14 protein-coding genes are annotated in these 14,143 nt (G+C 73.5%); 7 read left to right on the top strand and 7 right to left on the bottom strand.

The features are described 5' to 3' along the window. Positions 1–77: 77 nt before the first annotated feature. The 5 genes from araD to ACFWJO_RS02225 all read right to left on the bottom strand — a co-directional run bounded on the left by araD (position 78) and on the right by ACFWJO_RS02225 (position 5,218). Positions 78–1,799, bottom strand: a complete 1,722-nt coding sequence (gene araD / locus ACFWJO_RS02245; protein WP_386862939.1) for an L-arabinonate dehydratase — start codon at positions 1,797–1,799, stop codon at positions 78–80. After that, on the bottom strand, positions 1,796–2,707 hold the full coding sequence (locus ACFWJO_RS02240) for a dihydrodipicolinate synthase family protein (protein WP_386862938.1): 912 nt from the start codon (positions 2,705–2,707) through the stop codon (positions 1,796–1,798). The genes araD and ACFWJO_RS02240 overlap by 4 nt, the downstream gene beginning before the upstream one ends. Positions 2,708–2,709: 2 nt before the next feature. After that, a complete protein-coding gene (locus tag ACFWJO_RS02235; RefSeq protein ID WP_386862937.1) occupies positions 2,710–3,354 on the bottom strand; it encodes a GntR family transcriptional regulator in 645 nt (214 codons plus the stop codon). Between the two features lie 146 nt (positions 3,355–3,500). Then, complete coding sequence (locus ACFWJO_RS02230; protein ID WP_386862936.1) at positions 3,501–4,628, bottom strand: hypothetical protein; 1,128 nt, start codon at positions 4,626–4,628, stop codon at positions 3,501–3,503. After that, positions 4,625–5,218: a hypothetical protein gene (locus ACFWJO_RS02225; protein ID WP_386862935.1), complete on the bottom strand. Its 594-nt coding sequence runs from the start codon at positions 5,216–5,218 to the stop codon at positions 4,625–4,627. Before ACFWJO_RS02225 ends, ACFWJO_RS02230 begins: the two co-directional genes overlap by 4 nt. A gap of 273 nt (positions 5,219–5,491) precedes the next feature. Between ACFWJO_RS02225 and ACFWJO_RS02220 the strand changes: the two genes are divergently transcribed. Next, entirely contained in the window at positions 5,492–6,841 is a 1,350-nt protein-coding gene (locus tag ACFWJO_RS02220) for an MFS transporter (RefSeq protein WP_386862934.1), read from the top strand. Position 6,842: 1 nt separating this feature from the next. Here the strand turns inward: ACFWJO_RS02220 and ACFWJO_RS02215 are convergent, their stop codons facing one another. Continuing rightward, the gene (locus ACFWJO_RS02215; protein ID WP_386862933.1) at positions 6,843–7,304 is read right to left on the bottom strand and encodes a MarR family winged helix-turn-helix transcriptional regulator; all 462 of its coding nucleotides are present in this window, start codon (positions 7,302–7,304) and stop codon (positions 6,843–6,845) included. A 153-nt stretch (positions 7,305–7,457) separates the two neighbouring features. Here ACFWJO_RS02215 and ACFWJO_RS02210 point away from each other — a divergent pair, with 153 nt between their 5' ends. From ACFWJO_RS02210 to pcaD, 6 genes are read left to right on the top strand one after another with little or no spacing between them, the layout of a single operon-like run. Next, positions 7,458–8,210 carry a CoA transferase subunit A gene (locus ACFWJO_RS02210; protein ID WP_386862932.1) on the top strand — a complete coding sequence of 251 codons (753 nt, stop codon included), beginning with the start codon at positions 7,458–7,460 and terminating at the stop codon, positions 8,208–8,210. Further along, a complete protein-coding gene (locus ACFWJO_RS02205; protein ID WP_386862931.1) occupies positions 8,207–8,923 on the top strand; it encodes a CoA transferase subunit B in 717 nt (238 codons plus the stop codon). Before ACFWJO_RS02210 ends, ACFWJO_RS02205 begins: the two co-directional genes overlap by 4 nt. A 32-nt stretch (positions 8,924–8,955) precedes the next feature. Beyond that, complete coding sequence (pcaH, locus tag ACFWJO_RS02200) at positions 8,956–9,690, top strand: protocatechuate 3,4-dioxygenase subunit beta (RefSeq protein WP_386863095.1); 735 nt, start codon at positions 8,956–8,958, stop codon at positions 9,688–9,690. A 5-nt stretch (positions 9,691–9,695) separates the two neighbouring features. Then, positions 9,696–10,277, top strand: a complete 582-nt coding sequence (gene pcaG / locus ACFWJO_RS02195) for a protocatechuate 3,4-dioxygenase subunit alpha (protein ID WP_386862930.1) — start codon at positions 9,696–9,698, stop codon at positions 10,275–10,277. Next, entirely contained in the window at positions 10,274–11,620 is a 1,347-nt protein-coding gene (pcaB, locus tag ACFWJO_RS02190; protein ID WP_386862929.1) for a 3-carboxy-cis,cis-muconate cycloisomerase, read from the top strand. The genes pcaG and pcaB overlap by 4 nt, the downstream gene beginning before the upstream one ends. Beyond that, the gene (pcaD, locus tag ACFWJO_RS02185) at positions 11,617–12,774 is read left to right on the top strand and encodes a 3-oxoadipate enol-lactonase (protein WP_386862928.1); all 1,158 of its coding nucleotides are present in this window, start codon (positions 11,617–11,619) and stop codon (positions 12,772–12,774) included. Before pcaB ends, pcaD begins: the two co-directional genes overlap by 4 nt. Positions 12,775–12,802: 28 nt before the next feature. Here the strand turns inward: pcaD and ACFWJO_RS02180 are convergent, their stop codons facing one another. Beyond that, positions 12,803–14,128 (bottom strand): lipase family protein, encoded by a 1,326-nt coding sequence (locus tag ACFWJO_RS02180; RefSeq protein WP_386862927.1) that lies wholly within the window; start codon positions 14,126–14,128, stop codon positions 12,803–12,805. Positions 14,129–14,143 lie beyond the last annotated feature (15 nt).

Genomic DNA, 14,143 nt, shown 5'->3' with positions numbered 1-14,143 from the left:
GAGGTGTGCGGCAGCGAGCCGCCGCCGGGTACGGTCCCGGGCCCAGGGCACGTCGGCGGATCAGGGCCGGACAGGACCTAGCCGGCGTACGGATCGGGCGTGGTCCCCGGCCGGGCCAGGAACGCGAAGTCGCAGCCCGTGTCCGCCTGGGTGATCTGCTCGCTGTACAGGGCGCCGTAGCCCCGCTCGTAACGGGCCGGCGGCGGTGTCCACGCCGCCCTCCGGCGCGCCAGCTCGGCCTCGTCCACGTCGAGACGGAGGGTCCGTGCCCCGACGTCCAGCGTGATCGAGTCGCCGGTGCGCACCAGCGCGAGCGGCCCGCCGACGTACGACTCGGGCGCCACGTGGAGCACGCACGCGCCGTAACTCGTGCCGCTCATCCGGGCGTCGGAGATCCGCACCATGTCCCGCACCCCCTGCTCCAGGAGGTACTTCGGGATCGGCAGCATCCCGTACTCCGGCATCCCCGGGCCGCCCTTCGGTCCGGCGCCGCGCAGCACGAGCACATGGTCGGCCGTGATGCCGAGCGCCGGGTCGTCGATCGTCCGCTGCAGCGTGCGGTAGTCGTCGAAGACGACGGCGGGACCCGTGTGCTTCAGCAGCCGGGACTCGGCCGCGATGTGCTTGATGACCGCCCCGTCCGGACACAGGTTGCCGCGCAGCACCGCCACGCCGCCCTCGTCCGCCAGCGGACGCTCCCGCGGCCTGATCACCTCGTCGTCGTGCACGAGGGCACCCGCCAGCTGTTCGCGCAGCGTCGGGTGGGAGACCGTGGGCCGGTCCAGGTGCAGCAGGTCCGTCAGCCGGGACAGGAAGCCGGGCATCCCGCCGGCGAAGTGGAAGTCCTCCATGAGGAACCGTCCGCCCGGCCGCAGGTTCGCGAGCACCGGAACCGTCCGCGCGATCCGGTCGAAGTCGTCCAGCGTCAGCCGCACCCCGGACCGCCCGGCCATCGCGATCAGATGGATCACGGCGTTGGTCGAACCGCCCAGCGCGAGCACCGCGGCGACCGCGTCCTCGTACGCCTCCCGCGTCAGGATCCGCGAGAGCCGCAGGTCCTCGCGCACCAGCTCCACGATCCGCCGCCCGGACGCCGCGGCCATCCGCTCGTGTCCCGAGTCCACCGCCGGGATCGACGAGGCACCCGGCACGGTCACGCCCAGCGTCTCCGCCGCGGCCGTCAGCGTCGAGGCCGTACCCATCGTCATGCAGTGCCCGGGGGAGCGGGCGAGGCCGTTCTCCAGCTCCGCCATCTCGCGGTCGCCGATCAGCCCGGCCCGCTTGTCGTCCCAGTACTTCCACATGTCGGTGCCCGAACCGAGCGTCTCGCCCCGCCAGTGCCCCGGCAGCATCGGACCGGCCGGCACGAACACCGTCGGCAGGTCCACCGAGGCCGCGCCCATCAGCAGCGCCGGCGTCGACTTGTCGCAGCCGCCCATCAGGACCGCGCCGTCCACCGGGTACGAGCGCAGCAACTCCTCCGTCTCCAGGGCGAGAAGATTGCGGTAGAGCATCGGTGTCGGCTTCTGGAAGGTCTCCGACAGCGTCGAGACCGGGAACTCCAGCGGGAACCCGCCCGCCTGCCACACGCCCCGCTTCACCGCCTGCGCACGGTCGCGCAGATGCGTGTGACACGGATTGATGTCCGACCAGGTGTTCAGGACGGCGATCACCGGCTTGCCCAGGTGCTCCTCGGGCAGATAGCCGAGCTGCCTCGTACGGGCCCGGTGGCTGAAGGACCGCAGCCCGTCCGTGCCGTACCACTGGTGGCTGCGCAGCTCCTCGGGGCGGCGGCTCATACCGGCCACCCGGCGGCTATCGCGGCGACCTCGGCCCGAGCGGCCTCGGGCAGTTCACGGCTCGGCGGCCGGATGTCGCGCCGGCACAGACCGAGCGAGGCCATCGCCTCCTTCACGACCGTGACGTTGTCGGCGCTGCCGTCCGCCGCCCGCAGCTCCTCGAAGCGGCGGATCCGCTCCCACACCTTCATGGCGGCCGCGTAGTCACCCGCGCGCAGGGTGCGCAGCATCTCCAGGGACAGCGCGGGCGCGACGTTGACCAGACCGGACGTGAAGCCGGTCGCGCCGCCCGCGAAGTACGAGGGCGCGTACGGCTCCGCCAGGCCCGCCACCCACACGAAGCGGTCCAGGCCCGCGTCCCGGGCGAAGCCCGCGAACCGCGCCGCGTCCGGCACCGCGTACTTCACGCCGATGACGTTCGGACAGGCGTCGGCCAGCTCGGCGAGCCGGTCCCCGCCGATCCGCGGGTTGCGCAGGTACGGCACGATCCCGAGGTCCGGTACGGCCTCGGCGATGGCCCGGTGGTAGTCCACCCAGCCCGAGGCGGAGACGTACGGGTGCACCGGCTGATGCACCATCAGCATCCCGGCACCCGCTGCCCGTGCGTGCCGTGCGCTCTCGATCGCGGTCGGCAGGTCGTGTCCCACGCCGACCAGGACGGCGGCCCGACCGGCGGCCTCCTCGACGGTCAACTCGGTGACCCGGCAGCGCTCCTGGGGCGTCAGCGCGTAGAACTCGCCCGTGTTGCCGTTCGGCGTGAGCGTCCGCACGCCCGCGTCGAGCATCCGGCGCAGGAGCGACCGGTGCGTCCCGGTGTCCAGCTCGCCGTCGGCGGTGAACGGCGTCACGGGGATCGCCACGACGTCGGCGAGGGCCGCCCGCAGTTCTTCGAACCGTCCGAGCTCCACGCTCACTCCTTCTCCTCGGGGAACGCCCGCGCCACGAACGAGGCGATGTGGTCGTGCACGGCCCGTCCGGCGCCCTCGGCGTCACCGGCCGAGGCCAGCCGCAGGATCTCCGCGTGCTCGGCCGCCTCCCGCTCCCAGGACGGCACCGCCGCCCACGCCACGGTGGACACCAGCGCGGCCTGGTCGCGGACCTCGTCCAGCATCCGGCCGAGCAGCGGATTGCCGCAGGGCAGATAGAGCGCGCGGTGGAACTCCCGGTTGGCGAGCGACCGTTCGGCCGTGTCGTCGGCGAGGGCGGCCCGCTCGAGAGCCTCACGCGCCGCGTCGAGCGGCGCGCCCGCGGCCACGGACCTGCGCACCGCCTCGGGCTCCAGGAGCAGCCGCACGTCGTAGACCGCGCGGGCCATGTCCGCGTCGACCATCCGGACCGTGACGCCCTTGTACTGGCTGAGCACCACGAGCCCGCTCCCGGCCAGGGTCTTCAGCGCCTCGCGCACCGGCGTCTTGGACACCCCGAAACGTGCGGCGAGTTCGGTCTCCACCAGGGCCTGTCCGGGACTCAGACCGCCGGTCAGGATGTCGTGCTTGATCGCCTCCAGGACGAACTGGGTGCGGGACGGAATGGGACTGGGGGCGGCGAAGGCCATGGCGCACTCTCAGATCTCGCGTATCGCGTCTCATATATGACGTACGAAGTGCAACGCCGATGAAGCTAAGGGGGCGGTGATGTTTCGTCAATGCTTCGCGCACACCATTCGGAAAGCGCTTGCTGCCGTGTGCCCCTTGGGCCGGCTCAGCAGGAAGGGACGCGCGCCCGGCCGCCCGCCGCCGCACTCGGCGGCGGGCCGAACTCGAGCCGTACCGAGTCGTTGCGGGGGAGCACCAGGGCGACTCCGTCGGCCGGCGTCCAGCGCGTCGGGACCAGGACGTACTGGTTCCCCGACTGGAGGATCAGCGTGAGGCCGTCGTAGCGGTAACCGTAGGCGGCGTCGTCGTCCTTGCCGCCCTTGGCGCCCCCGCACCTGGTCTCGCTGACACCGGGACCGCTGATGCTGAGGCTGTGCTCGCTGTAGACCACGGTCGACGGGTAGTGGGGCAGCCCGGCCACGAAGCGCTGTGCCCGAACGGTGCCGACGGAGGCGGCGTAGTCGTTGGCGGCCCAGACGAGCCCCAGCATGACGAGGGCGAAGACCATCGCCCACTCGGCGAGCACGGCCCACTCGGGCTGTATGGGTTCGAGGTGCGGCGGGGCAGGCTCCGGGGCGGGGTCCGCATCGGTGTTGGTGTCGGCTTCGGACTCGGCTTCGGCCTCGGGTGCTGCCGGTGTCGGTGCTGCCGATGTCCGAGCCTCTGTCTCTGCCTCTGGCTGTGCGGGCTCAGACGCAGGTTCCGGGGCAGGCTCTGCCTGCGGCTCCTGCGCGACGGGGGGCGTCGTGGCCGGCGGTCGGGCGGCGTTCCGCCGGGCGAGGTGTCGTGCGTACGCCAGCATGCCCACCCCGGCGGACAGGCTGAGCGGGGCCAGGGTGAGCACACGGCTGAGGAAGGTCACCTGGAACGTGGACCAGAGGCCGCCGGTCATGAGCAGGAACCCGGCCGCGGCCAGCGCCGCGGTGGCACGGCGCCGCGCTGTCGGCCCCATGCGGGACGCGATCCGGCGCCGTGCCAGGTCGTGGCCCCAGAAGGCCGCCACCCCGCAGGTCGCGGTCACGGTGAGCGGCACCCACAGGGCGTCGAGACTGCGCAGCAGGTAGTCCGTCGTGCCGAAACCGAGGACGGTCGAGTTCACCCTGAAGTACGCGAAGAACCAGTACGCGTGGAAGTAGCCGAAGTAGTAGAGCAGCGCGGTGACCAGGCCAGTCGGCGCGGCGATCGCCCCGACGAGCGTGGCGAGACGGCCGGGACCTCCGGAGCCTTCGTTCACGAGGCCGTCGCGGTGTCAGTGTCCGTGGGCTGCGTGGCGTCGGTCGGCTGGGTCGGTTCGGTCGTGTCCGTCGGTTCAGGGGTCTGGCCCGGTTCCGTCGATTCGGGTGGATCCGTGGGCTCGGAGCCGCAGACGCCGACCACGAACACCGTGGTGTCCTTGCCTCGTTGCACCCGCGTGCCGGCCGCGGGGTCCATGTGGTCGTAGCCGCAGGGACCCTCGACGAGCACACCGTCCTCTGAGCGGTAGATGCGTTCGAGTCGGACGCAGAGCGTGCCGTCGCCGCACGCTTCGATGAACATGTTCTGGATGGAGGCCCATTTCTCCTTGCCGAAGGTGCTGTTGTCGAAGAGGGCGCCGTTCTGGCCCCACTCCGGGATCTTCAGCGGCCCCGGCTTGCCCCCGCCGTCCTTCCCGCCGCTGCCCCCTCCGGCGCCACCGCCTTTGCCGGGCCCCGGCACGCCGCCGCCCTCGACGCCGCCGCTGGGGCCGGCCCCCTCGTCGCTGCCCGCGTCGTCGCAGGCCACCGCGACCGGCAGACAGAGAAGAAGAGCAACGCCCCAGCGCACAGCACGAGTGGGAAGTCCCATGTCGCGTCCCCGATCCCTCGAAGAAGGCCAGACCCCCGGAGAATGGCACAAGCGGCGACGCAGCGTAAGGGAATATGCCCCCTCCTCCGTCCACCCTGCCTGAGTGCCCCGCGCGATAGAATCGTCAGTGCACCAACGGTTTTCGGTCCCGGCCGTTGACACCCGACCGCTCCGCGCGGACACTCATGCCACCTAGCCGGTGAAATGAACTTCACCAGGCGAACAATCTTGGTGAGCCAGAGCCGACGACCGAGCCGCGTCCCAGGGAACCCCATGACGAACCCCTCCGCTCCGCCCCGCCCCCACACCCTCCGTTCCGTCCTGCCCGTCCTCGCCCTCTGCTGGGTCGCCGTCTTCTTCGACGGCATGGACGTCACCATCTACGGCGCCGTGATGCCGCACATGCTCGACGACCCCGGCCTCGGCCTCACGCCCGCGAGCGCCGGCACCATCGGCAGCTGGACCACGTTCGGCATGCTGATCGGTGCACTGACGGCCGGGACCGTCACCGACTGGCTCGGCCGCCGGCCGATGCTCGTCGCCAGCATCGTCCTCTTCTCCGCGGGCTCCGCCGTCTGCGCCCTCGCCGGGAACCTCGTCCTCTTCGGCGCCGGGCGCTTCGTGTCGGGCCTGGGCCTCGGCGGCCTCATGCCGCTCTGCCTGGCCATGGTCCTGGAGTTCGCCCCGCCCCGGCGGGCCGCCCTGATGACCGGTCTGCTCATGACCTCGTACCACGTGGGCGGCATGGCGGCCACCGGCCTCGGACTCGTCCTCGCGCCCGCCGCCGGCTGGCGCTGGGTGTTCTGGGCGGGCGTCCTGCCCGCCGTCGTCGCCGTACCGCTGCTGCTCGCCCTGCTGCCCGAATCGCCCGGCGTGCTGCTCGCCCGCGGTCAGCGGGAGCGGGCCCACGCCGTCGCCGACCGCTACGGCCTCGCCCGGCCCACCCCGGTCGCCGCGCCGACCGCCGGCGCCCAGGGGCGCGTCGCCGCCGTGCGGGCGCTCTTCCGCGCCGAGTCCCGCTGGGTGACCCCGCTCCTGTGGGTGGCGTCCTTCTGCGGCCTCCTCCTCGTCTACGGCGTCGCCACCTGGCTGCCGACGATGATGCGCGCCTCCGGCTACGGCCTGGACTCCTCCGTCGCCTTCCTGATGGTCGTCAACGCGGGCGGCATCCTCGGCCTGCTGTTCTCCGGACGGCTCGCCGACCGCTTCGGCCCGCTGCGGATCGCCGCGATCTGGTTCGTCCTCACCGCGGTGGGCGCGCTGCTGCTCAAGGCCCACCTTCCGCTCGGCGTCACCTACGTCGTCGTCGCGGTCACCGGCGTCTGGCTGTTCAGCGCCCAGGTGATGGTCTACGCGGCGACCGGCGGCGTCTACCGGGGCGCCGAGCGCGCGGCGGGCCTCGGCCTCGTCACCGGTGTCGGCCGGATCGGCGCGGTCGTGGGGCCCTGGCTGGTCGGCGCGCTCGCCGCGGCCGGCAACCAGAGCTGGGGCTTCACGACCTTCGCCGTGGCCGGGATCGTCGGCTCGGTCGCTGTCGCCCTGGTCCCGCTCGCCGCGCGCATCGGCCGCCCGGCGGCGCCCGTCGGCGCCCCGCCGGCCGCCACGGCGGCCGCGGGGGAGTGAGTCACGGTGCGGGGAGGGGCTCCGCCGGGTTGCGGAGCTCCTCCGCGGCGTCCGACACCCGCCGGATCAGGGACAGGAAGAGGGTCTGCTCCTCGGCGGAGAGCGGGGCGAGGAAGATCTGGTTCATCCGGGCCGTACGCACCGTCAGTTTCCGGTGCACCCGCGTGCCTTCGGGGGTGAGGTGCAGCAGGAAGCGGCGCCCGTCCGCGGGGTCGCGCACCTTGTCGAGCAGCCCCCGGCGGATCAGCCGGCCGACCACCTCGGCGATCGTCGAGCGGTCGAGGGCCACCCGCTCGCCCACCGTCCGCTGGTCGAGACCGGGTTCGGCCGTCAGCGCGTTGAGGACGCCGAACTGGGGGGAGGTGATCTCCTCCGAGACCATCGTCGTCCACAGCAGGTGGTGCGCCTGCTGCAGTCGCCGGGCCAGATGCCCGGGATGCGTGGCCAGATCCACCGCGGCCATGAGCGCCTCCTCCTGTGGAGCCGTCGTCTTTCGTCGGTGCACGGAACGATACCCGTTGACGCCGCGGTGAGGGCCTGCCAGCATGACCCGCAGGTAGTCAGTGCACTGATTAATTCCGAGAGAACTCCCGAGAGCAGAACGAAGGGCCATCCCATGGACAAGGTGGTCGCCACCGCCGCGGAGGCCGTGGCGGACGTCCCGGACGGAGCGTCGCTCGCGGTCGGCGGCTTCGGCCTCAGCGGCGTGCCGAACGCCCTCATCCAGGCCGTCCACGAGCGCGGCGTCGGCGGCCTCCGCGTCGTCTCGAACAACTGCGGGGCCATGGACACCGGGCTCGCCGTGCTCCTCGCCGCCGGCCGCATCGCCCGCGTCACCGGCTCGTACATCGGCGCGAACAAGGAGTTCGCCCGCCAGTACCTCGCCGGTGAACTGGAGGTCGAGCTGATCCCGCAGGGCACCCTCGCCGAACGCCTGCGCGCCGGCGGCTGCGGCATCCCCGCCTTCTACACGCCCGCCGGCGTCGGCACCCTCGTCGCCGACGGCGGGCTGCCCTGGCGCTACGACGGCCGGGGCGGCGTCGCCCTCGCCTCCCCGCCCAAGGAGGTGCGCGACTTCGACGGCGTCCCGCACGTCCTCGAGCACGCCATCCGCACCGACTACGCCCTCGTCCGCGCCGCCAAGGGCGACCGTCACGGCAACCTCGTCTTCCACGCCTCCGCCCGCAACTTCAACCCGCTGGCGGCCATGGCCGGCCGGATCACCGTCGCGGAGGTCGAGGAGCTGGTGGAGCCCGGGGCCATCGACCCCGACCACGTGCACCTGCCCGGCATCTTCGTCCGGCGCGTCGTCGCCCTCAGCCCCGAGCAGGCCGCCGACAAGGCCATAGAGAAGAGGACCACACGATGAGCCGGACCCGTGAGGAGATGGCCGCCCGCGCCGCCCTCGAACTCCGCGACGGGCAGTACGTCAACCTCGGCATCGGCCTGCCCACGCTCATCCCCAACCACCTCCCCGAAGGCGTCGAGGTCGTCCTCGAATCCGAGAACGGCATCCTCGGCACCGGCCCCTACCCGGCCGAGGACGAGGTCGACCCCGACCTCATCAACGCCGGCAAGGAGACCGTCACCGTCCTCCCCGGCGCCTCCTACTTCGACTCCGCCCTGTCGTTCGGCATGATCCGCGGCGGTCACGTCGACGTCGCCGTCCTGGGCGCCATGCAGGTCTCCGCCCGCGGCGACCTCGCCAACTGGGCCGTCCCCGGCCGCCTGGTCACCGGCATCGGCGGCGCCATGGACCTCGTCCACGGCGCCCGCACCGTCATCGTCGTCATGACCCACACCGCGAAGGACGGCACCCCGAAGATCGTCGAGGAGTGCGACCTGCCGCTCACCGGCCGCGCATGCGTCGACCGCGTCATCACCGACCTCGCCGTCCTCGACGTCACGCGCGACGGACTCGTGCTCGTCGAGACGGCGCCGGGCGTGACGGCCGAGGAAGTCGCCGCACGGACCGCGGCGCCCCTGCTCGGACCGGAGCTCCGGGCCGTCCCGGTGCCGGACCCGGCAGCGGCGCGCCACCGCCCGCGTCCGTCCCTCCCCGACCCGCTGGAGCTCTCGTGAACGACCTCACGCAGGACCGCATCGACACCGAGATGGCAGCTCTTCAGAGCGCCTACGACACCGCTCTGGCCGCCGGCGCCCCGGCCCGCCATCACCCGGCCCGCGACTACGCCCCCTACCGCAGCTCCCTGCTCCGGCACCCCCGCCGGCCGCTGGTCGCCGTCGGCGGCGACCCCGAGGCCGTCGAACTCGCCGGGCCGGTCTTCGGCGTCACCGATGTCACCGAGCACGACAACGACCTCACCCGGATGCACGCCGGCGAACCCCTCGGCGAGCGGATCACCGTCTCCGGCCGGCTCCTCGACCGGGCGGGCCGGCCGGTACGGGGCCAGCTGATCGAGATCTGGCAGGCCAACGCCTCCGGGCGGTACGCCCACCTCCGGGACCAGCACCCGGCCCCGCTCGACCCCCATTTCACCGGCGTAGGACGCACCCTGACGGACGATCAGGGCCGGTACGCCTTCACCACGATCAGACCCGGCGCCTACCCCTGGCGCAACCACACCAACGCCTGGCGCCCGGCCCACATCCACTTCTCCGTCTTCGGCACGGCGTTCACCCAGCGGCTCGTCACCCAGATGTACTTCCCCGGCGACCCGCTCCTCGCCCACGACCCCATCATCCGCTCCGTCACCGACCAGGCCGCCCGCGACCGGCTCGTCGCCCGCTACGAACACGGCCTGTCCCGCCCCGAGTTCTCCCTCGGCTACGCCTGGGACATCGTCCTCGACGGGCCGACCGCCACCTGGATCGAGGAAGGACGCTGACCGCCGTGGAGTCCACGCCGTCGCCGCACCCGCCCCTGCCGCCCACGCCCTCCCACACCGTCGGACCGTTCTACGGGTACGCGCTGCCGTTCCCCGGCGGCGAGCGCATCGCGCCCGACGGGCACCCCGAGCGCATCACCCTCCACGGATACGTCCTCGACGGCGCGGGCGAACCCGTACCCGACGCCCTCCTCGAGTTCTGGCAGGCCGCCCCCGACGGCTCCCTCGCCGGCGCGCCCGGCTCGCTGCGCAGGGATCCCGTCACCGGCGGGTACCTCGGCCGCGACGGCACCGGGTTCACCGGCTTCGGCCGCGTGGCCACCGACGCCGACGGGCACTACGCGCTGCACACCCTGCCGCCCGGAAACCCCGGCCGACCGCACATCAGCGTCTGCGTGTTCGCCCGCGGACTGCTCCACCACCTCTACACCCGCGCCTACCTCGGCGACGGGCCCGACCCGCTGCTCGACCGGCTCCCGGCCGACCGCCGCGCCACCCTGATCGCGGCCCAGGAGCCGTACCGCACCCACCGCTTCGACATCCGGCTCCAGGGCGAGCGCGAGACGGTGTTCCTGGAGTTCCCGTGACCGACCTCGACACAGGCCTCCTCGATCCGGTACGGGCGGGCTCGCCCGCCGAGGCCGCCACCGGCGACACGGCCTTCCTCCAGGCACTCCTGGACGCGGAGGCCGCGCTCACCCGCGCCCAGGCCGCCACCGGCACCGCCCCGGCTCAGGCGGCCCGGGCCGTCACCGAGGCGGCCGATCCGGCCCGCTTCGACCTCCGGTCGATCGCGCTGCGGGCGCCCGCCGGGGGCAACCCGGTCATCCCGCTGGTCGCGGACCTGACCGAGGCGGCGGGGGAGTGGGGGCCGTACGTGCACCGCGGCGCCACCAGCCAGGACGTCCTCGACACCGCCGCCATGCTGGTCGCCGTCCGCACCCTCGGCCTCGTCCTCGACGACCTCGCCCGGACGGAACGGGCCCTCGGCTCCCTCGCCGCCGCGCACCGGGACACCGCGATGCCCGGCCGCACCCTCACCCAGCACGCCGTCCCCACCACCTTCGGCCTGAAGGCGGCCGGCTGGCGCTCGCTCGTCCTGGACGCGCGGGACCGGATCGCGACCGTACGGGACGGCCTGCCCGCCCAACTCGGCGGCGCGGCCGGGACCTTGGCAGCCTTCGCCGACCACGGTGCCGGGGCAGGCCCCGCCGCCGGCGCGGAGCACGCAGCCGCCCTCCCCGCCGCGTACGCGCGTGAACTCGGGCTCGCCGCCCCGCTCCTGCCCTGGCACGTCCTCCGCACCCCCGTCGCCGACCTCGCGGGCGCCCTCGCCCTCACCGCCGGAGCACTCGGCAAGATCGCCGCCGACGTCCTCGTCCTCTCCCGCACCGAGATCGCCGAAGTCGCCGAAGGGGCGGGCGGCGGGTCCTCCGCCATGCCGCACAAGGCGAACCCGGTGCGCGCCACCCTCGTCGCCACCGCCGCGCGGCGTGCCCCGCACCTCGCCGCGAGCCTCTACGCCTGCCTGGCCGCCGAGGACGAACGGCCCGCCGGTGCCTGGCACGCCGAGTGGGAACCGCTGCGCGAACTGCTGCGCCTCGTCGGCGGCGCGGCCCACCACACGGCCGGCCTCGTCGAAGGACTCCGCGTCGATCCCGCCGCCATGCGGGCCCACCTGGATGCCGCCGGCGGGCTGCTCGTCGCCGAACGGCTCTCCGTGGCGCTCACGCCGCTGCTCGGCCGGACCCGCGCCAGGGCGCTGCTCGCCGAACTCGCCGCCCGTAGCCGGGCCGAGGGCCGGCCGCTCGCCGAACTCCTCGCCGGGCAGCCGGAACTGGCCGGCGCGGACCTCACCGGCCTGACCGACCCGACCCTCGCCACCGGCTGCGCCGGAACCCTCACCGACCAGGCCCTGGAGCGACGTTGAGCCCTCGCATCCCGCACCATCTCGTCGAGGGGCCGGTCACCGCGCCGGCCCTGGTCCTCGGACCCTCGCTCGGCACGTCGACGGCCCTGTGGGACGCCGTGGCCCCGGAGCTGTCGACCACCCATCGGGTCGTCCGGTGGGACCTGCCCGGGCACGGCGGTTCGCCCGCCGGTCTCCTCGGGCCCGGGGCGACCGTGGCCGACCTGGCCCGACTGGTCGTCGACCTCGCTGACACCCTGGGCCTCGACCGCTTCTCGTACGCGGGGGTCTCGATCGGCGGTGCCGTCGGACTCCACCTCGCGGTGCACCACCCAGAGCGGATCGACCGCCTCGCGGTCCTGTGCTCCTCCGCGCACTTCGGCGGCGCGGCGGCCTGGGAGGAGCGGGCGGCCACCGTACGACGCGAAGGACTGGCGAAGCTCGCCGACACGGCCGACGCCCGCTGGTTCACCCCGGGGTTCAGCGTGCCGCGCCTGGTGGCCGACCACCGGGCCGCCGATCCGGAGGCGTACGCGGCCTGCTGTGACGCGCTGGCCGCCTTCGACCTGCGGGACCGGCTCGCCGGCATCACCGCGCCCACGCTGCTCGTCGCGGGCCGCGAGGACCCCGCGACCCCGCCCGCCCACCTCCGGGAGATCGCCGACGCCGTCCCCGAGGCGGCCCTGACCGAGCTCCCCGGCGCCTCCCACCTCGCCCCCGCCGAACGGCCGGAGGCCGTGACCGCCGTCCTGCGGGCGCACTTCGTGGGTACGTCCACCCGCAGCGGGACGAGCGTGCGCCGCCAGGTCCTCGGCGACGCCCATGTGGACCGGGCGCAGGCCCGGCAGACCCCGCTCACCGCCCGCTTCCAGGACTTCATCTCCCGCTACGCCTGGGGCGAGATCTGGACCGACCCCACCCTGTCCCGGCGCGAACGCAGCCTGATCACCCTCACCGCCCTCGTCGCCCACGGACACCACGACGAACTCGCGATGCACCTGCGGGCCGCCCGCCGCAACGACCTGTCCGACGACGAGATCGCCGCGGCCCTGCTCCAGACGGCGGTCTACTGCGGTGTCCCGGCGGCCAACGCCGCCTTCGCCGTGGCCCAGCGGGTCCTGGGAGAGGAGGAGGACACGGGTCTGCCGGGCCGACCCGGGACGGACACCCCCTGAGGGTGAGCGGCCCCGCGCAACCGGCAGGTCAGGACAGCGGCGCCGGCTTCTCCGGGGCCAGCGAGTTGCCCGCGGGGATGCGGCCGCAGTCGGACGGCGCGGGCCGGCCGGCGAACCGGTCGTCGAGCCAGCCCAGCGCGGTGGGTGCCCAGACGACGGGGGCGCCGACGTGGCTGAGCAGGTCGTACTGGTCGTAGGAGATGGCGGAGTTGCCGGTGGCGCAGTACTGACGGGCGAGCGCCCGCACGTCCCCCGCGACCATGACGCCGTCGCCCGTGCCGATGCCCGGCGGACTGTTGAAGGTCCCCTCCAGGACGCCGGCGTTGCCCTGGGCGATGAGACCGGGGACGGTCGGGGTGGCGGCCGAGCCGAGGTTCACCTTGTTGACCGCCGCGAGGAACTCCGGCACGGAGTTGGGGTCGGCGTACTCGGCCTTCGCCATCTTCTTCCAGGTCAGGCCGGGGTAGCGGCCGAGGGCGTCGGTGATGGAGCCGTGCTCCAGCTTCGCGTACACCTCCAGGCCGTAGCTGCTCATGTACTTCTTGAGGTCGATGTCGTAGGACCGTGCGACGCCGATGATCGCCATCGGGATGACGCCGGACCAGGTGAGCGAGCCGTCCACGTACTTCAGGTTGTGGGCCGGAGCCACCAGCAGTCCGCCCTCGGCGAAGCCGACCAGTCTGCTGTTGACGTCGGGGGCGTACCGGGGTGCCAGCGCGGCGGCCCAGCCGGTCGCGATCGCGCCGCCCGAGTAGCCCATGAGACCGAAGCGCGTCCCGGAACCCAGTCCCGTGTGCGGGGACCGCGTCGCGGCCCTGATCGAGTCCAGGGTGTTGGTTCCGTACTCGGGCCCGGCGGCGAAGTCGGCCCGCTGCCCCTCGGTGTCCGGGATGACGACGTCGTAGCCCTTCGCCAGCAGCGGGGCGATGAAGAGGGCCTCGGCGTTCGGGATGAGACCGCCCAGGGTCACGTTCCCGGCGATGGCCCGGGAGGGGCCGTCCTCGGGGTCGAGGGAGTCGTAGAACGACTGGTACGACACCGCCTTCGATCCGTCGCCGACGAGGCTGCGCACGACGGTGGTCACGTTGGCGGACGGGCGGCCCTGGGCGTCGGTGGTGCGGTAGAGCAGCTGGATCGCGGTCACCGGCGTGGGAATGCCGACGACGTGGTACCGCAGCGTCCGTGTCTTGAGCACGCTGCCGGGCGCGTAGGCGGACAGCGGCGTGCTGCCGTCGTAGGTGTAGAACGCGTCGGCCGGCGTGGTCGCGGTCGTGGGGGGGGGGGCGAGGGTGTTGGGCTCCTCGGCGAGGGGGGCACGAGGGGAGGGGAGGGGAGGAGAGGGGGGGAGGGGCACGGGGGGAGAAGGAGA

The sequence above is a fragment of the Streptomyces sp. NPDC127092 genome, from assembly GCF_042722475.1.
GTDB lineage: Bacteria > Actinomycetota > Actinomycetes > Streptomycetales > Streptomycetaceae > Streptomyces.
Note: the sequence above shows the minus strand (reverse complement) of the source record. Positions and strands in the feature narration are given on the sequence as shown.

What these genes read in the sequence shown, in the direction of transcription:
- ACFWJO_RS02215 (WP_386862933.1), bottom strand. Translation starts at nt 7,304, where the DNA reads ATGGCCGCGGTGGATCTGGCCACGCATCCCGGGCATCTGGCCCGGCGA.
- ACFWJO_RS02210 (WP_386862932.1), top strand. Translation starts at nt 7,458, where the DNA reads ATGGACAAGGTGGTCGCCACCGCCGCGGAGGCCGTGGCGGACGTCCCG.
- pcaH (WP_386863095.1), top strand. Translation starts at nt 8,956, where the DNA reads ATGGCAGCTCTTCAGAGCGCCTACGACACCGCTCTGGCCGCCGGCGCC.
- ACFWJO_RS02225 (WP_386862935.1), bottom strand. Translation starts at nt 5,218, where the DNA reads ATGGGACTTCCCACTCGTGCTGTGCGCTGGGGCGTTGCTCTTCTTCTC.
- ACFWJO_RS02235 (WP_386862937.1), bottom strand. Translation starts at nt 3,354, where the DNA reads ATGGCCTTCGCCGCCCCCAGTCCCATTCCGTCCCGCACCCAGTTCGTC.
- ACFWJO_RS02205 (WP_386862931.1), top strand. Translation starts at nt 8,207, where the DNA reads ATGAGCCGGACCCGTGAGGAGATGGCCGCCCGCGCCGCCCTCGAACTC.
- araD (WP_386862939.1), bottom strand. Translation starts at nt 1,799, where the DNA reads ATGAGCCGCCGCCCCGAGGAGCTGCGCAGCCACCAGTGGTACGGCACG.
- ACFWJO_RS02220 (WP_386862934.1), top strand. Translation starts at nt 5,492, where the DNA reads ATGACGAACCCCTCCGCTCCGCCCCGCCCCCACACCCTCCGTTCCGTC.